Raw genomic sequence first — 19,658 nt, 5'->3', positions numbered from 1 at the left:
GAGTTCATTGGCTCAAGACCTACCGAGTTCTTCGTCGAGCAGCGCGAGCAGTTCGTCCGCCGAGGCGGTACGCGCGTCCGGTCCGGAGTTGACGGGTTCCGTGCGGGTGTGCGCTTCGTCCCACCTGGTCAGCAGCGTGCGGAGGCGGTCGCCGACGGCGGCGCTCTGCTGGTCGTCCGGCGTCAGGAGGGACAGTGTGGCCTCCAGTCGGTCCAGTTCGGCGTCGATGGTCGGCGCCCCCATTCCCGGCATCTGGTCAAGCACGTGTGCGGCGAGCGCGGACGGGTTGGGGTGGTCGAAGACGAGCGTCGAGGGCAGGCTCAACCCGGTGGCGGAGTTGAACACGTTGCGGAACTCGACCGCGGTGAGCGAGTCGAAGCCGAGGTCCTTGAACGCCCGGCCGGGTTCCACCTGCGAGGTGCTCTCGTAGCTGAGGACGGCGGCCACCTGCTCGCGCACCAGCTCCAGCATGACGCGCTCGCGGTCCGGCCCGGACATCGTGGCGAGCCTGGCCGCCAGGTCGAGCGGCGCCGCCTCGACGGGAGCCGGGGCCGCCCGTCGCGCGTCGGGCAGTTCCCGCAGCAGCGAGGCCGGCAGCGAAGGCGCGTACAGGTCCCAGTCGATGTCCGCCACGACCAGCACCGCCGGATCGCTCTGGCGAACGGCCCGGTCCAGTGCGGCGATCGCCAACTCCGGCTCGAACGGGGCCGTACCGCGACCGCGCAGAATCTCGCCGAGCTTCTCGCCGACCATGCCGCCGCCGCCCCACGGCCCCCATGCCACCGAGCCGGCGGCCAGGCCCGCCGCCGCGCGCCGTTCGGCGAACGCGTCGAGGAAGGCGTTGGAAGCCGCGTAGCTGCCCTGGGCCACCGCGCCGAACGTGCCCGAGATCGAGGAGAACATCACGAACGCCGACAGCTCGCGGTCCCTGGTCAGTTCGTCCAGGTTGACGGCGGCGTCGACCTTCGGACGCAGCACGGTGGCGAACCGTTCCGGGGTGAGCGCGGTCAGCACGCCGTCGTCCAGGACACCCGCCGTGTGCATGACCGCGGTGAGCGGGAACTCCTCCGGGATCGAGGCCAGCAGCTCCGCCAGCGCGTCCCGGTCGGCGGCGTCACAGGCGGCGATCGTCACCCGCGCGCCCAGCTCGGTCAGCTCCGCACGCAACTCCTCCGCGCCGTCGGCGTCCGGCCCGCGCCTGCTGATCAGGAGCAGATGCTCCGCGCCCTTCGTGGCCAGCCACCTGGCCACATGCGCACCGATCCCGCCGGTGCCACCGGTGACCAGCACCGTGCCGGTGGGGTCCCAGTCGCCGATCTGCCCCGAGGGGGCCCGCACCAGCCTGCGGGCGAACACGCCGCCTGCTCGGAGCGCGACCTGATCCTCCTCCCGAGTGCCGGACAGGACACCCGCGAGGCGGGCGGCGGCACGGTCGTCCAGTGTGTCGGGCAGGTCGACGAGACCGCCCCAGCGCTCGGGCTGTTCCCGCCCGGCGCACCGGGCGAGTCCCCACACCATCGCCTGCTCGGGGCAGACGGGTGTGTCGGAGCGACCGACCGAGACACCGTTGCGTGTCGCGTACCACAGCGGGGCGGCGAGACCGGTGTCGCCGAGGGCCTGGACGAGGGCGAGGGTCGCGTACACGCCGCCCGACGGCAGTTCGGGGTCCAGCGCGAACAGCGACAGCACGCCCGCGACGGGCTCGTCGACCGTCAGCCGGGCCGTCAGCGAGTCCCGGTCAAGCGCCTCTCCGGCCCGGACCGACAGCACCCGCGCGCCGTGCCGGGTCAGCGCGCCGGCGACGGATTCCTCACCGGCGCCGTCCCGGCTGACCACCAGCCAGGTGCCCGTGAGCGCGGCGGTGGGCTCGGGCACCGGCAGCCAGGTGACACGGTAGCGCCAGCCGTCGATCTCGGAGTGCTCGGACTGCGCCTGGCGCCACGACGCCAGACGGGGCAGCACCGCGCCGATCGGGTCGTCGGGGGACACGTCCAGCTCCTCGGCCAGTTCACCGAGATCGCCCTCCGCCACGGCCGCCCAGAACCGGGCGTCGACGGCTCCGGTGACATCGCCCGCGGGGGCCGCGGCCATGCTCGGCCAGAGCCGCTTGTGCTGGAAGGCGTAGGTGGGCAGGTCCACGTGCCGCCCGTCGGGGACCACGTCGCGCCAGTCGAACGGCAGGCCCCGCACATATGCCTCGGCCGCGGAGAGCAGGAACCGGTCCAGATCACCGTCGTCGCGGCGCAGCGTGCCCACGACCACGGCCTCCGCGCCGGTCACGTCCAGCGTCTCGCGCACCCCGAAGGTCAGTACCGGGTGCGCACTGCACTCCACGAACACACCGACGCCCCAGTCGAGCAGGCCGCGCGTCGCCTCCTCGAAGCGCACGGTGTTCCGCAGGTTCTGATACCAGTAGTCCGCGCCCACCTCCGTGCCGGTCAGCCACTCCCCGGTGACCGTGGACAGCATCGGTACGCTCGCCCGAGTCGGCTCCACTCCGGCCAGCGCGGTCGCCAGCGCCTCCCGGATGCGCTCGACATGCGGTGAGTGCGACGCGTAGTCCACCGGAACCCGCCGGGCCCGCACATCGTCGGCGGCGCAGAGCTCGATCAGCTCGTCCAGCGCGTCGGCGTCGCCCGCCACCACGACCGAGCCGGGGCCGTTGACCGCCGCGACCGAGATCCGTCCGTCCCACCGCGCGATCCGCTCGCGTACGTCGTCGACCGTCGCCGCCAGCGACACCATGCCGCCCTGGCCCGACAGCTCCAAAATCGCCTTGCTGCGCAGCGCGACCACCTTGGCGGCGTCGGCCAGCGACAGCGCGCCCGCGACACACGCCGCGGCGATCTCGCCCTGGCTGTGCCCCACCACCGCATCGGGCTCCACACCGTAGGAGCGCCACAACGCGGCCAACGACACCATCACCGCCCACAACGCGGGCTGCACCACATCGACGCGCTCCAGTTCGGCCGCATCGGCCAGCACGTCGTACAGCGACCAGTCCACATACGGGGCGAGCGCATCGGCGCACGCGTCGAGCGAGGCACGGAATACCGGCGACGACCGCGCCAACGCCGCACCCATGTGCAGCCATTGCGCACCCTGGCCGGGGAACACGAACGCCACCTTGCCCGCGGGCCTGGTCACACCCATCGCCACCCGGGTCGACTCGACGCGGCGGGCCAGCGCCGTCGGTCCCTCGATGAGCGCGGCGAGGCCGGCGAGCAGGCCGTCGCGGTCATGGCCCACCACAACAGCCCGGTTGTCGAAGGCCGATCGCGCCACGGCGAGCGTGGTGGCGACATCGATCGGGTTCAGCTCGGGGTGCGCCACGAGATGGGCGCGCAGCCGGTCGGCCTGCGCCCGTAGCGCGTCATTGTCCTTGGCCGAGACCAGCAGCGGCACCGGGGACGTATTCGGCACAGCCGTTCGCACGGCGACCTCGGTGACCGGCGCCTGCTCGATGATGGCGTGCGCGTTCGTGCCGCTGAACCCGAACGACGACACACCGAACCGGCGCGGGCGGTCGGTGTCCGGCCAGGAACGGGCCTCGGTGAGAAGCGCGACATCACCGGTCGACCAGTCGACCTTCGGGGTGGGCTCGGCGACGTGCAGCGTCTTCGGCAGCACGCCGTGCCGCATCGCCATGACCATCTTGATGATGCCCGCGACACCGGCCGCGCCCTGGGTGTGGCCGATGTTGGACTTCAGCGACCCGAGCCACAGTGGCTCACCGCTACGGTCCTGGCCGTACGTGGCGAGCAGCGCCTGCGCCTCGATCGGGTCACCCAGCGTCGTACCCGTGCCGTGCGCCTCGACCGCGTCCACCTCGGACGACGCGAGACCCGCGCTGGCGAGCGCCTGCCGGATCACCCGCTGCTGAGAAGGACCGTTCGGCGCGGTGAGACCGTTGGACGCGCCGTCCTGGTTGATCGCGGACCCCCGCACGACGGCGAGCACCTGGTGCCCGTCGCGCTGCGCGTCGGACAACCGCTCCAGCACGACCATTCCGACGCCCTCGCCCCAGCCGGTGCCGTCCGCGTCCGACGAGAACGGCCTGCACCGACCGTCCGTGGACAGACCGCGCTGGCGGCTGAACTCGATGAACGAACCCGGCGTCGACATCACCGTCACGCCACCCGCCAGCGCCATCGAGCAGTCCCCCGTGCGCAGCGCCTGCACCGCCATGTGCAGCGCCACCAGCGAGGACGAGCACGCGGTGTCGACCGTCACCGCGGGGCCTTCGAGACCGAACGCGTAGGCGACCCGACCGGACACGACACTCGCCGCGTTGCCCGTACCGACCAGCCCTTCGACGGTCTCCTCACTCGCCGTCAGCAGCGTGGTGTAGTCCTGCACGTTCGAGCCGGTGAAGACGCCGATGTCGCGCCCCCGCACCGAGTTCGGGTCGATGCCGGCCCGTTCGAACGCCTCCCATGAGGTCTCCAGCAGCAGCCGCTGCTGCGGGTCCATCGCCAGGGCCTCACGCGGCGAGATCCCGAAGAACGCCGGATCGAACAGGTCGGCGTTGTACAGGAAGCCGCCTTCACGCGCGTACGAGGTGCCCGCGTGGTCCGGGTCGGGGTCGTAGAGGTTCGCCAGGTCCCAGCCGCGGTTGCCGGGGAACTCGCCGATGGCGTCGACACCGTCCAGCACGAGCCGCCACAGGTCCTCGGGCGAGTTCACCCCGCCGGGGAAGCGGCAGCTCATCGCGACGATCGCGATCGGCTCGTCGAGGACGGCCGCGGCCGTACGGGTGGGCGTCGCGACGACGGGTGCGCCCACGAGTTCGGCGCCGAGGTGCGCCGCGAGCGCCGTGGGCGTCGGGTAGTCGTAGATCAGCGTGGCGGGCAGACGCAGTTCGGTCGCCGCGCCCAGCCGGTTACGCAGCTCGACGGCGGTCAGCGAGTCGAATCCGACCTCCTTGAACGCGCGATCGGGCGCGACAGCCCGCGTCGAACCGTGCCCCAGCACCACAGCCACGTGTTCCAGTACCAGGTCCAGCAGCGCCTTATCCCGCTCGGCCTCGGTCAGGCTCGCCAGCGACCGCGCGAACGCCGATCCGGCCACAGCGGCGGACTCGACGGTCCTGCGCGCGGTGGAGCGCACCAGACCACGGAGCATGTACGGCACCGGCTGGGAACGCGCCTGCTTGCGCAACGTGGGCAGGTCCAGGGGCACCGGCGCCAATACGGCACGCCCCGTCGAGCCCGCCGCGTCGAACAGAGCCAGGCCCTCGGCCGAGCGGAGCGGGATCAGACCGCCCCGGCTCATCCGCTTCACATCGGCCTCGTCAAGGCTGCCGGCCATGCCACCCGTGTCCGCCCACAGACCCCAGGCCAGCGACGTCGCGGGCAGGCCCTGGGTACGGCGGTGCTGCGCGAGCGCGTCGAGGAACGTGTTCGCCGCCGCATAGTTGCCCTGGCCGGGACCACCGAGAGTGCCCGCCACCGAGGAGAACAACACAAACGCCGACAGGTCCAGATCGCGCGTCAGCTCGTGCAGATGCCACGCCGCGTCGACCTTCGGGCGGAATACGGTGTCGATCCGCTCCGGCGTCAGCGAACCGATCGTGCCGTCGTCCAGCACTCCGGCGGTGTGTACGACAGCGGTCACGGGGTGCTCGGCCAGCAACGCCGCAACGGCCTCCCGGTCAGCCACGTCACACGCCGCGAACACCACCTCGGCGCCCTGCGCGACCAGTTCGTCGCGCAGTTCCTCGGCCCCTTCGGCCGCCGCGCCACGCCTGCTGACCAACAGCAGACTCCGCACACCCCGCTCCGCCACCAGATGCCGGGCGATCAGACCGCCCAACGTACCCGTCGCACCCGTGACCAACACCGCACCCGCACCCGCACCAAAGCCGGGGTCATCCACCACGGACTGCAGAACCCTGACAAGGCGGGGTACTCGGATGTCGCCGGAGCGCACCGCGAGCTGCGGCTCCCCGGTGGCCAGAGCAGCGGGCAGCGCGTCGAGCGAGGCCGCCTCGTCGTCGAGGTCCACCAGCACGATCCGGTCCGGATTCTCCGACTGGGCCGACCGCACCAGACCCCACACCGCGGCCTGCCCGACGTCCCGTACGTCCTCATCGGGCGAGGTGGCGAGCGCACCCCCGGTCACAATGACCAGGCGCGCCGCGTCGAACCGCTCATCCGTCAGCCAGGTCCGGACCGCGTTGAGCGCCCAGTGCGCGGCCTCGTGCGCGCCGGCGACCGGGTCCGACGCGGAGACGACCGGGCACGACGCGACCACGAAGCCGGACAGCGGTTCGGCCAAGGCATCCAGCTCGGTCCACTCAACTGTCGGGACCTCGCTGTCGGACAGGGGAACCGACACCCAGTCGACGCCGAACAGCGACTCCGAGTCCTGCCGAGCCAGCGTCTCCGGCAGCGGGCGCAGCAGCAGCGAATCGATCTCGGCGACTGGAGCACCGGTTCCATCCGCGACCGCCAACGACACCCCGTCCGACTCCGCGCGCGACAGCCGCACCCGCAGCGTCTCCGCTCCGGAGGCGTGCAGCCGTACGCCCGACCACGTGGACGGCAGCGTGTCAGGAGCATCCGCGTCGTCCATCACGCCGATGGCGTGCAGCGCCGCGTCCAGCAGCGCCGGGTGGAGACCGAATCCGTCAGCGCCCACTCCCTCGGGCAGCGCGACCTCGGCGAACACCTCGTCCCCGCTACGCCACGCGGCCCGCAGCCCCTGGAACACCGGCCCATAGGCGAACCCGCCGTCGGCCATCCGGTCGTAGAAGCCGTCCAGGTCCACGGTCTCGGCGCCGGCGGGCGGCCACTCGGTGAGGGAAGCCCCATCGGACCTGCCACCCGCGCGGAGCACTCCGCCGGCGTGCCGGGTCCACGACTCGCCGTCGTCGCCCGCGCTGGAGTGGAGCGTCAGCTCACGCCTGCCCGACTCGTCCTCGGCACCGACCCACACCTGCACCCGCACCGTGCCCTTCTCGGGCAGGACGAGCGGCGCCTCCAGTGTCAGCTCCTCGACCAGATCACAGCCGACCTGGTCACCCGCGCGGATCGCCAGCTCAAGGAACGCCGTGCCGGGCAACAGAATCGAACCCTGGACCACATAGTCGGCCAGCCAGGGGTGGGTCTGGGCCGACAGACGGCCGGTGAGCAGCACACCGTCCGTGCCACCAAGAGCCGTGGTCGCGCCCAGCAGCGGATGCTCGGCCGCACCGAGCCCGGCCGCCGCGACATCACCGACCAGCGGTACCACATCAACCCAGTAGCGCTCGCGCTGGAACGCGTAGGTGGGCAGATCCACCCGTTGTGCGCCGCTGCCCGCGAAGAAGGGCTCCCAGTCCACCCGGACACCACGCACATGCAGCTGTCCAGCGGCCGTCGTGACAGCCAGGGCCTCCGGGCGATCGCCGCGCAGCGCCGGTACGAAGACCGCGTCGGGCGCGGACTCCTGGCCCAGCGCGGACAGCGTCCCGCCCGGTCCGATCTCGACGAACGTCGTCACTTCCTCGGTGACGAGCGTCTCGACGGCGTCGGCGAACCGCACCGACTCCCGTACATGCCGCACCCAGTACTCCGGCGAACCCAACTCCTCGGCCGTCGCCCGCACACCGGTCAGCGTCGACACGATCGGGATCTCGGGCTTACCGAACCGGACACCTTCGACCACCGCGCGGAACTCGTCGAGCATCGGGTCCATCAGCGGCGAGTGGAACGCGTGGCTGACGCGGAGCCTGGTCACCTTCCGACCCGCCTCACGCCACAGCTCCGCCAACACGTCCACATCGGCGGCAACACCGGAAACGACCACCGAGTTCGGGCCGTTCACCGCCGCGATGCCCACAGTGTCGGGAAGCTCCGGCGCGACCACGGCCTCGGACGCCTGGACCGCCACCATCGCACCACCCACCGGCAGCGCCTGCATCAACCCGGCACGGGCCGACACCACCGTGGCCGCATCAGCCAACGACCACACACCGGACACATGGGCCGCCGCCAGCTCACCGATCGAATGCCCCGCCAGCATGTCGGGCCGGACATCCCACGACTCCAACAGCCGGAACAACGCCACCTCGACCGCGAACAGAGCCGGCTGCGTCACCCCCGTCTGGTTCAGCGCCTCGGCATCCTCACCGAACAGGACCTCGCGTACTGCCGGGTCGAACTCGCCCAGCACAGCGTCCAGGGCCTCGGCGAACACCGGGAACCGCGCGGCCAGTTCACGCCCCATCCCGAGCCGCTGCGAACCCTGACCCGAGAACAGGAAACCCACCCGGTGCGATGCCGCCTCACCCACCACGACGCCCGGCCCGTCCCGCCCCTCGACGAGGGCGGCGAGAGCCGACAGGAACTCGGAACGGTCCCCGGCCACCACCACCGCACGGTGGTCCAACGCCGACCGCGATGTCGCGAGTGAGTAGCCGACCTCGACAACCGCGTGCTCGGCCTCCAGCACCATGGACATCAGACGGTCAGCCTGGCCACGCAGGGCGCCCTCGTCGCGCGCCGACAGCACCCAGGGCACCGGGCCGAGGCCGTCACCCACCGTCTCCGGAGCTTCCTCCCGCTCGACCACGGGAGCCTGCTCGATGATGGCGTGGGCGTTCGTGCCGCTCACACCGAACGACGACACACCGGCCCGCCACGGCTGCCCCGTCTCGGGCCAGGGCCGAGCCTCCGTCAGCAGTTCGACGGCGCCCGCCGACCAGTCCACGTGCGACGACGGCTCGTCGACGTGCAGAGTGCGCGGCAGTACGCCGTGCCGCATCGCCATCACCATCTTGATCACACCGGCGACACCCGCGGCGGCCTGCGTGTGACCGATGTTGGACTTGATCGACCCCAGCCACAGCGGCTCGTCGGCCCGGTCCTGCCCGTAGGTGGCCAGCAGTGCCTGCGCCTCGATCGGGTCACCCAGCGTCGTACCCGTGCCATGCGCCTCGACCGCGTCCACATCCGACGGGGACAAACCCGCGCTCGCCAGCGCCTGCCGGATCACCCGCTGCTGCGAAGGACCGTTCGGAGCCGTCAAACCATTCGACGCGCCATCCTGGTTCACCGCCGAACCCCGCACCACCGCCAGCACCTGGTGACCGTTGCGGCGCGCGTCCGACAACCGCTCGACGAGCAGCATGCCGACGCCCTCGCCCCACCCGGTGCCATCAGCACCGTCGGAGAACGCCTTGCACCGACCGTCCGGAGCCAGGCCGCGCTGCCTGCTGAACTCCACGAACGAGCCCGGTGTCGACATCACCGTCACACCGCCGACCAGCGCCAGCTCACACTCGCCCTTGTGCAGCGCCTGCGCCGCCAGGTGCAGGGCGACCAGCGACGACGAGCACGCCGTGTCCACCGTCACCGCGGGACCTTCGAGGCCGAACGTGTAGGACAGCCGGCCGGAGATGACACTCGCCGAGATACCGGTACCGGCGTACCCCTCGACACTCTCCTGCGTAGCCATCAACAACGCCGCGTAGTCCTGGCCATTGGTGCCGACAAACACACCGGACCGACTGCCCCGCAGCGAAGACGGATCAATACCGGCCCGCTCGAACGCCTCCCAGGAGGTCTCCAGCAGCAGCCGCTGCTGCGGATCCATCGCCAGCGCCTCACGCGGCGAGATCCCGAAGAATCCCGGGTCGAACTCCGCCGCGTCGGCCAGGAAGCCACCTTCTCGCGCGTAGCTGGTGCCCGAGTGCTCGGGGTCCGGGTCATACAGCGAGTCCAGGTCCCATCCACGGTCGGCGGGGAATCCGGACACCGCGTCCACACCGGACGCGACAAGACGCCACAAGTCCTCCGGCGACTCAACACCACCGGGGAAACGGCAGCTCATCCCGACGATCACGATCGGCTCGTCGGTCACGGCCACGGCCACGGCGGGATCGTCAACCGCGGCAGAGAGCACCCCGCCCAGCAGCTCGGCTCCGAGATGCGCCGCCAGAACAGCGGGAGTCGGGTAGTCGAAGACGAGCGTGGCAGGCAGGGCCAGCTCGGTGGCCGCGCCCAGCCGGTTGCGCAGCTCGACGGAGCTGAGCGAGTCGAAGCCCAGCTCCCTGAATGCCCGGTCGGGCGCGATGGCGTGCGCCGAGCTGTGGCCGAGGACCGCGGCCACATGGCCGAGCACGAGGTCCAGCAGCGCCTTATCCCGCTCGGCCTCGGTCAGGCTCGCCAGCGACCGCGCCAGCGCGGACCCGACGGCGGACCCGGACTCGGCGGTCCCGCGCGCGGTGGAGCGCACCAGACCACGGAGCATGTACGGCACCGGCTGGGAACGCGCCTGCTGACGCAACGCGGGCAGGTCCAGCGGCACCGGCGCCAACACGGCACGCCCCGTCGAACCCGCCGCGTCGAACAGAGCCAGGCCCTCGGCCGAGCGGAGTGGGATCAGACCGCCCCGGCTCATCCGCTTCACATCGGCCTCGTCCAGACTGCCGGTCATACCGCTGGCCTCGGCCCACAGACCCCACGCCAGCGACGTCGCGGGCAACCCAGCGGCCCGGCGGTGCTGCGCGAGGGCGTCCAAGAACGTGTTCGCCGCCGCGTAGTTGCCCTGGCCGGGACCACCGAGAGTGCCCGCCACCGACGAGAACAACACAAACGCCGACAGGTCCAGATCGCGCGTCAGCTCGTGCAGATGCCACGCCGCGTCGACCTTCGGCCGGAACACGGAGTCGATCCGCTCGGGGGTCAGCGAACCGATCGTCCCGTCGTCCAGCACACCGGCGGTGTGTACGACAGCGGTCACGGGGTGCTCGGCCAGCAGCGCCGCAACGGCCTCCCGGTCAGCCACGTCGCAGGCTGCGAACACCACCTCGGCGCCCTGCGCGATGAGTTCGTCGCGCAGTTCCTCGGCCCCCTCGGCCGCCGCGCCACGCCTGCTGACCAACAGCAGACTCCGCACACCCCGCTCCGCCACCAGATGCCGGGCGATCAGACCGCCCAACGTACCCGTCGCACCCGTGACCAACACCGCACCCGCACCCGCACCCGCACCAAAGCCGGGGTCGTCCACCACGGACCGTCGAACCCTGGCCAGCCGAGGCGCACTCGCAGCACCCAGGCGCACAGCCAGCTGAGGCTCCCCAGTGGCCAGAACCGCGGGCAGCACACCGAGCGAGGCCGCCTCGTCGTCGAGGTCCACCAACACGATCCGGTCCGGATTCTCCGACTGGGCCGACCGCACCAGACCCCACACCGCGGCGTGCGCGAGACTCCGCACCTCCTCATCAGGCGCCGTGGCGATCGCACCGCTGGTCACGATGGCCAGGCGCGCCGCGTCGTACCGTTCATCGGCAAGCCAGGTCCGGACCGCGTTGAGCGCCCAGTGCGCGGCCTCGTGCGCGCCGGCGGCCGGGTCGGACGCGGAGATGACCGGGCACGGCAGGACGACGAAGTCGGGCAGCTCAGCGGAGTGCGCCAGGGCCTCCAGATCGGTCCACTCGGTCGTCGGAACGTCACCGTCGGGCAGGGGAACCGACACCCAGTCGACGCCGAACAGCGCGTCGCCCCGATTGTCACCGGCGATCTGGTCCGCCGACACCGGGCGCAGCAGCAGCGAGTCGATCGAGGCCACCGGAGCACCCGCGCCATCCGCGACCGCCAAGGACATCTCGTCCGGTCCCGCGAGCGCCAGCCGCACCCGCAGCACCGTCGCGCCCGCAGCGTGCAGCCGCACACCCGACCACACGGACGGCAGCCTGCCAGGAGCATCCGCTTCGCCCACCAGGCCAATGACATGCAGCGCCGTATCCAGCAACGCCGGGTGCAGACCGAACCCGTCCACACTCACGCCCTCCGGCAGCGCAACCTCGGCGAATACCTCGCCATCGTGCCGCCACGCGGCCCGCAGCCCCTGGAACACCGGTCCGTAGCCGAAGCCCAGCTCCGCCAGCCGGTCGTAGGCCCCGTCCAGGTCCACGGCCTCCGCGCCGGCGGGCGGCCACTCGACCAGGGAAGCCCCACCGGAGCGGCCTCCCGTGCGCAGCACACCGGTGGCGTGCCGGGTCCACGAACGGCCATCGTCGGTCTCATCCGCGCTGGAGTAGAAGGTCAGCTCACGCCGGCCCGACTCGTCCGCCGCACCGACCCACATCTGCACCCGTGCCGAGCCGTTCTCGGTCAGAACGAGGGGCGCCTCCAGCGTCAGTTCCTCCACCAGGTCACATCCGACCTGGTCACCCGCGCGTACCGCCAACTCGACAAACGCCGTACCGGGCAGCAGAACCGAACCCTGGACGAGGTAATCAGCCAGCCACGGATGGGACTGAACCGACAGGCGACCGGTCAGCAGCACACCATCCGTGCCCCCCACGGCGACTGTCGCACCCAACAACGGATGCTCCGCCGAACCGAGCCCGACCGCCGCGACATCGCCGATCAGCGGCAGCGTGTCGGGCCAGTAGCGCTCCCGCTGGAACGCGTAGGTGGGCAGATCCACCCGTCGCGCGCCACGACCGGTGAAGAACGCCTTCCACTCCACCCGGACACCGCGTACGTGCAGTTGTGCCGCAGCCGTCGTGGCGGCCACGGCCTCCGGCCGATCCGCCCGCAGTATCGGTACGAAGGTCGCCTCCGGCACGGACTCCTGGCCCAGCGCCGACAGCGTCCCGCCGGGACCGACCTCGACGAACGTCGTCACACCCTCGGCGACCAGCGTGCCCACGGCGTCGCCGAACCGCACCGACTCCCGAACGTGCCGCACCCAGTACTCCGGCGAGGCCAACTCCCCGGCCGTCGCCCGCACACCGGTCAGCGTCGACACGATCGGAATCACCGGCGCCTCGAACGACACGCCTTCCAGCACCCGACGGAACTCATCCAGCATCGGATCCATCAACGGCGAATGGAACGCATGACTCACACGGAGCCGCGTCACCTTCCGGCCCACCTCACGCCACCGCTCCGCGACCACCTCCACATCGGCGGCAACGCCCGAAACCACCACCGACGACGGACCGTTCACCGCCGCGATGCCCACGGTCTCCGGCAGCTCCGCCGCGACCTCGGCCTCGGTCGCCTGGATCGCCACCATCGCACCGCCCTCGGGCAGCGCCTGCATCAACCCGGCACGGGCCGACACCACCTTGACCGCATCAGCAAGCGACCACACGCCGGACACATGGGCCGCCGCCAGCTCACCGATCGAATGCCCCGCCAACAGGTCGGGCCGGAGACCCCACGACTCCAACAGCCGGAACAACGCCACCTCGACCGCGAACAACGCCGGCTGCGTCACCCCCGTCTCGTTCAGAGCATCGGCATCCGCACCGAAGAGCACCTCCCGGACCTCCGGAGCCAGATGCCCCAGCACCTCGTCCATGGCCTCGGCGAACACCGGGAACCGCGCGGACAGCTCACGGCCCATGCCGAGCCGTTGCGAACCCTGACCCGAGAACAGGAAACCCAGCCGACCGGGCTCATCGGCGACTCCGCTGACCACCGCACCGGTCAACTGACCATCAGCCACAGCCGTCAAAGCGTCCAGGAACTCGGAACGGTCCCCGGCCACCACCACCGCACGGTGGTCCAACGCCGACCGCGATGTCGCGAGCGAATAGCCGACATCGACAAGCGCGTGCTCCTCCACAATCGACATCAGACGCTCAGCCTGGCCACGCAGGGCGCCCTCGCCACCGGCCGACAGCACCCACGGCACCGGGCCGAGGCCGTCAGGCACCGGCTCCGGAGTCTCCTCCCGCTCGACCACGGGGGCCTGCTCGATGATGGTGTGCGCGTTCGTCCCGCTGAACCCGAACGACGACACACCGGCCCGCCACGACTCACCGGTCTCCGGCCACGGACGTGCCTCCGTCAGCAGCTCGACGGTGCCCGCTGACCAGTCCACGTGCGGCGAGGGCTCGTCCACGTGCAGGGTGCGCGGCAGCACGCCGTGCCGCATCGCCATCACCATCTTGATCACACCGGCCACACCCGCGGCGGCCTGGGTGTGACCGATGTTCGACTTCAGCGACCCCAGCCACAGCGGCCGGCCCTCGGGCCGGTCCTGACCGTACGTCGCCAGCAACGCCTGCGCCTCAATCGGGTCACCCAACGTGGTACCGGTCCCATGCGCCTCCACCGCGTCCACATCCGACGGCGACAAGCCCGCACTCGCCAACGCCTGCCGGATCACCCGCTGCTGAGAGGGACCATTCGGCGCCGTCAAGCCATTCGACGCGCCATCCTGGTTCACCGCCGAACCCCGCACCACCGCCAGCACTTCATGCCCGTTGCGCTGAGCGTCCGACAGCCGCTCGACGAACAGCATGCCGACACCCTCACCCCACCCGGTGCCGTCCGCATCGGCGGAGAACGCCTTGCACCGGCCGTCCACCGACAGCCCGCGCTGGCGGCTGAACTCGATGAACGCACCCGGCGTGGACATCACCGTCACGCCACCCGCCAGCGCCAGCGAGCACTCACCCGACCGCAGCGCCTGCACTGCCAGGTGCAGAGCGACCAGTGACGACGAACACGCCGTGTCCACCGTCACCGCGGGACCTTCGAAGCCGAACGTGTAGGACAGCCGACCGGATGCCACGCTGGACGCGGTGCCGGTCGCCGCGTAACCGCCCACGTCCTCGGCGGCCCCGTCCAGCACCATCCCGTAGTCCTGCATGTTCGACCCCACGAACACACCGACGCGCTCACCGCGCAGCGACGCCGGGTCGACCCCGGCCCGTTCCAGCAGTTCCCAGGAGGTTTCCAGCAGCAGCCGCTGCTGCGGGTCCATCGCCAGCGCCTCGCGCGGCGAGATCCCGAAGAAGTCCGCGTCGAACTCGGCCACGCGGTCGAGGAAGGCGCCGCTGCGGCTGTACGACGTGCCGACTCCCGCCGGATCCGGGTCGTACAGCGCCTCCACGTCCCAGCCACGGTCGGCCGGGAACTCCGCCACCGCGTCCCCGCCCGACAGAAGGACGTCCCACAGATCCTCCGGACTCGACACACCACCCGGGAACCGGCACGCCATCGCCACGATCGCGACCGGCTCATCCGTCACACCCGATACAGCGACCGGAACCGCGGCGGCAACGGCCTCCGCACCGGACAACTCAACACGTAGGAAAGCCGCCAGCGCGGCAGCGGTCGGATAGTCGAACACCACCGTCGCCGGCAGAGCGACACCGGTCGCCTCACTCAGCCGACCACGCAACTCCATGGCCGTCAGCGAGTCGAAACCCAGCTCTCTGAACGCGCGGGTCGCGGAGAACGCGTCACCGGATACATGACCGAGCACCGCCGCCGCCTCGTACCGGACCAGCTCGGTGAGCTGCCGCTCCTGCTCAGTCGCGTCCAGACCGGCGAGCCGCCGCGCGAGGGCAGATGTGCCCTGCTCCACCGGAACGGCCGCGAACGCGGCACGCACCTCGGGCAGTTCACTCAACAGCGGGCTGGGCCGCTGCGACATGAACGTACCCGCGAACCGCTCCCAGTCGACATCGGCGACGACGACATTCCCGTCACCACGCTCCAGAGCCGAGGCCAGACCCGCGATCGCGACAGCCGGAGCCATGGTGATCAGGCCCCTGCGTCGCAACTGGGCCGCCACGTCCTGGCCGGCGTCCGCGACCATGCCGCCATCGCCCCACGGCCCCCAGGCGACGGCCGTGGCGGGCAGACCCGCCGCCCTACGGTGCTCCGCCAAGCCGTCCAGGTAGGCATTGGCAGCCCCGTACGCGCTCTGCCCACCGCTGCCCCACACACCGGCGATGGACGAGAACAGCACGAACGCGTCCAACGGCGTGTCGGCCAGCAGCTCGTGCAGGTTCCTCGCGCCGACGACCTTGGCCGTCAGCACATCTCCGAACGCGGTGAGGTCAGTCGGATCGAGGGCGGCAAGGGGGGTCGAACGCTCGATGCCCGCCGCGTGCACAACCGCGGTGAGTGGGAACTCGGCGGGCACCGAGGCGAGCACGTCCGCCAGCGCGTCCCGGTCGGCGGCGTCACAGGCCGCGATCGTGACGCGGGCACCGAGCGCGGTCAGCTCCGCACTCAGCTCCTCCGCGCCTTCGGCCTCCAGTCCACGCCTGCTGGTCAGCAGCAGGTGCTCGGCCCCCTTCGCCACCAGCCACCTGGCGACGTGCGCGCCGAGGGCGCCGGTGCCGCCGGTGACCAGGACCGTGCCGCGCGGCGACCAGCCTTCCCCGGAAACCTCACCCAACGGCGCGGGCACCAGCCTCCGGCCCAGGACCTCGCCGCCACGCAACGCGACCTGATCCTCGCCCGCCGTCCCAGCGAGAACCGAGGCGAGGAGGTCACCCGTCGCCTCGTCCCACGCGTCCGGGAAGTCGACCAGCCCACCCCAGCCGACGGGCTGCTCCAGCGCCGCCACCCGGCCCAGACCCCACAGCATCGACTGCTCGAACCCGGCGGCCAGGTCACCCGCGCCCACCGACACCGCACCCGACGTCAGGCACCACAACGGCGCCGACACATCCGCGTGACCCAACGCCCGCAGCAGACCGATCGTCGCCGCGACACCCACCGGCACCGCCGAACCACCACCCGCGCCCGCGAGCCCCAACAGCGACACCACACCGCTCAGAGCAGGCAGCTCGGCCAGCCGCTCCGCCCAGTCGACGGCTTCCGGATCCACAGCCAGAACCCGCGCATCCGCGCCGTTACGGACCAGCGCATCACGAACCCACTCGACACGGTCCTCACCGACCGGCGCGACCACCAGCCAAGCACCGTCCAGCTCCCGGCTCCCGGCAGCCACCGGCCGCCAGTCGATCCGGTACCGCCAACCGTCCACAGTGGTCCGGCCCTGCTGCTCCCTGCGCCACGCGGACAGCCGGGGCAGTACGGCACTCAGCGGATCGTCCGACGACACATCCAGCGTACGGGCAAAATCAGCGAGGTCACCGTCCTCCACGACGTCCCAGAACCGCGCCTCCACGGGCGACATCCGCTCGACGCCCTCAACGACGGGCATGTCCAGCCAGTAGCGCTCACGCTGGAACGCATAGGTCGGCAGATCGATGTGCCGGGCGCCGCTGCCCGCGAAGTAAGCGGTCCAGTCGACCGTCACACCCTGCGTGTGCAGCGCGGCGACCGTGGTGACGAGCGCGAGCTCCTCGGGTCTGTCCGCCCGCAGCGCGGGCAGGAACACCGCGTCGGGCGCGCTGCCGAGACCGAGGGCGGCCAGCGTCCCGCCCGGCCCGATCTCGACGAACACACCGGCGCCCTGCTCGCGAAGTGCCACGACCGCGTCGTGGAACCGCACCGATTCCCGTACGTGCCGCACCCAGTACTCCGCCGAGGTCAGCTCCTCGGCGCTCGCCAACCGGCCCGTCAGCGTCGACACGATCGGAATCCCGGGCGCCTCGAACGACACGCCCTCCAGCACCCGACGGAACTCATCCAGCATCGGATCCATCAACGGCGAGTGGAACGCATGACTCACCCGCAGACGAGACACCTTCCGCCCCGCCTCACGCCACCGCTCCGCGACCACCTCCACATCGGCGGCCACACCCGAAACCACCACCGACGAAGGACCGTTCACCGCCGCAATCCCCACACCGACAGGCAACTCCGGCCTGACCTCGGCCTCGGACGCCTGCACCGCCACCATCGCGCCGCCCTCGGGCAGCGCCTGCATCAACGCACCCCGGGCCGACACGACCCTCACCGCATCGGCCAACGACCACACACCCGACACATACGCCGCCGCCAGCTCGCCGATCGAATGGCCCGCCAGCACATCCGGCCGGACACCCCACGACTCCAGCAGCCGGAACAGCGCGACCTCGACCGCGAACAGCGCCGGCTGTGTCACCCCCGTCTGGTTCAGCGCCTCGGCGTCCTCACCGAACAGCACCTCCCTGACGTCCGGATCGAATTCGCCCAGCACCTCGTCCAGAGCCTCGGCGAACACCGGGAACCGCTCCGCCAGCTCACGGCCCATGCCGAGCCGCTGCGAACCCTGACCCGAGAACAGGAAACCCAGCCGACCGGGCTCATCGGCGACGCCCCTGACCACGGCGGCGGTCGCCCGACCATCAGCGACGGCCGCCAGAGCGTCCAGGAACTCGGAACGGTCCCCGGCGACCACCACCGCACGGTGGTCCAACGCCGCCCGGGACGTCGCAAGCGAGTAGCCGACATCAACCAGCGGCTGGTCATCCACAATCGACATCAGACGCTCAGCCTGGCCACGCAGGGCATCTTCGCCGCGCGCCGACAGCACCCAGGGGACCAGGCCGAGGCCGCCGTCACGCACCGGCTCCGGAGTTTCCTCCCGCTCGACCACGGGGGCCTGCTCGATGATGGTGTGCGCGTTCGTTCCGCTCACACCGAACGACGACACACCGGCCCGCCACGGCTGCCCCGTCTCGGGCCAGGACCGAGCCTCCGTCAGCAGTTCCACGGCACCGGCCGCCCAGTCCACATGCGACGACGGCTCGGTGACATGCAGCGTCCGCGGCAGCACACCGTGCCGCATCGCCATCACCATCTTGATCACACCGGCCACACCCGCCGCGGCCTGCGTGTGACCGATGTTCGACTTCAGCGACCCCAGCCACAACGGCCGGCCCTCGGGCCGGTCCTGACCGTACGTCGCCAGCAACGCCTGCGCCTCGATCGGATCACCCAACGTGGTACCGGTTCCATGCGCCTCCACCGCGTCCACATCCGACGCCGCCAGCCCCGCACTCGCCAACGCCTGCCGGATCACCCGCTGCTGCGACGGACCGTTCGGCGCCGTCAAACCATTCGACGCACCGTCCTGGTTCACCGCCGAACCCCGCACCACCGCCAGCACCCGGTGCCCGTTCCGCTGGGCATCCGATAACCGCTCCACGAGCAGCATGCCGACGCCCTCGCCCCAGCCGGTACCGTCCGCGCTGTCCGAGAACGCCTTGCACCGGCCGTCCACCGACAGCCCGCGCTGGCGGCTGAACTCCACGAACGAGCCCGGCGTCGTCATCACCGTCACACCGCCGACCAGCGCCAGCTCACACTCGCCCTTGCGCAGTGCCTGCGCCGCGAGATGCAGTGCCACCAAGGACGATGAACACGCCGTGTCCACTGTCACCGCAGGACCTTCGAGACCGAACGTGTACGACAGCCGGCCGGAGATGACACTCGCCGAGATACCGGTACCCGCGTACCCCTCGACGCTCTCCGGTACGGCCCTCAACAGCGCCGCGTAGTCCTGGCCGTTGGTACCGACAAACACACCGGACCGGCTGCCCCGCAAAGAGTTCGGGTCGATGCCCGCCCGCTCGAAGACCTCCCAGGAGGTCTCCAGCAGTAAGCGCTGCTGCGGGTCCATCGCCAACGCCTCGCGCGGCGAGATCCCGAAGAAACCCGAGTCGAACTCGGCGACACGGTCGAGGAAAGCACCCATGCGGCTGTACGTGGTGCCCGAGTGCTCGGGATCGGGGTCGTACAGCGCCTCCACGTCCCAGCCACGGTCGGCCGGGAACTCCCCCACCGCGTCCCCGCCTTCGGCCAGCAGCCGCCACAGGTCCTCCGGCGACTCGACACCACCGGGGAAACGGCAGCTCATACCGACGATCGCGATCGGCTCGCCGGCTTTCTCCTCGACCTCGCGGAGACGTTGCTTGGTCTGCCGCAGATCCGCGGTCAGGCGCTTCAGGTAGTCGAGGACCTTGTCGTCATTCGACATATGCTTGCTAACCCCTCTTGGTAAAGAGTCGGGACCCG

1 protein-coding gene is annotated in these 19,658 nt (G+C 71.1%); it reads right to left on the bottom strand.

What is annotated here, in order from left to right; genetic code table 11:
- Positions 1-12: 12 nt before the first annotated feature.
- A complete protein-coding gene (locus AB0M67_RS07505; RefSeq protein ID WP_365743635.1) occupies positions 13-19,620 on the bottom strand; it encodes a type I polyketide synthase in 19,608 nt (6,535 codons plus the stop codon).
- Positions 19,621-19,658: the final 38 nt, after the last annotated feature.

The organism is Streptomyces sp. NPDC051662, assembly GCF_040681655.1.
Taxonomy (GTDB): Bacteria; Actinomycetota; Actinomycetes; order Streptomycetales; family Streptomycetaceae; genus Streptomyces.
The sequence above is the reverse complement of the archived record's forward strand: the minus strand, read 5'-3'. Positions and strand labels throughout refer to the sequence as shown.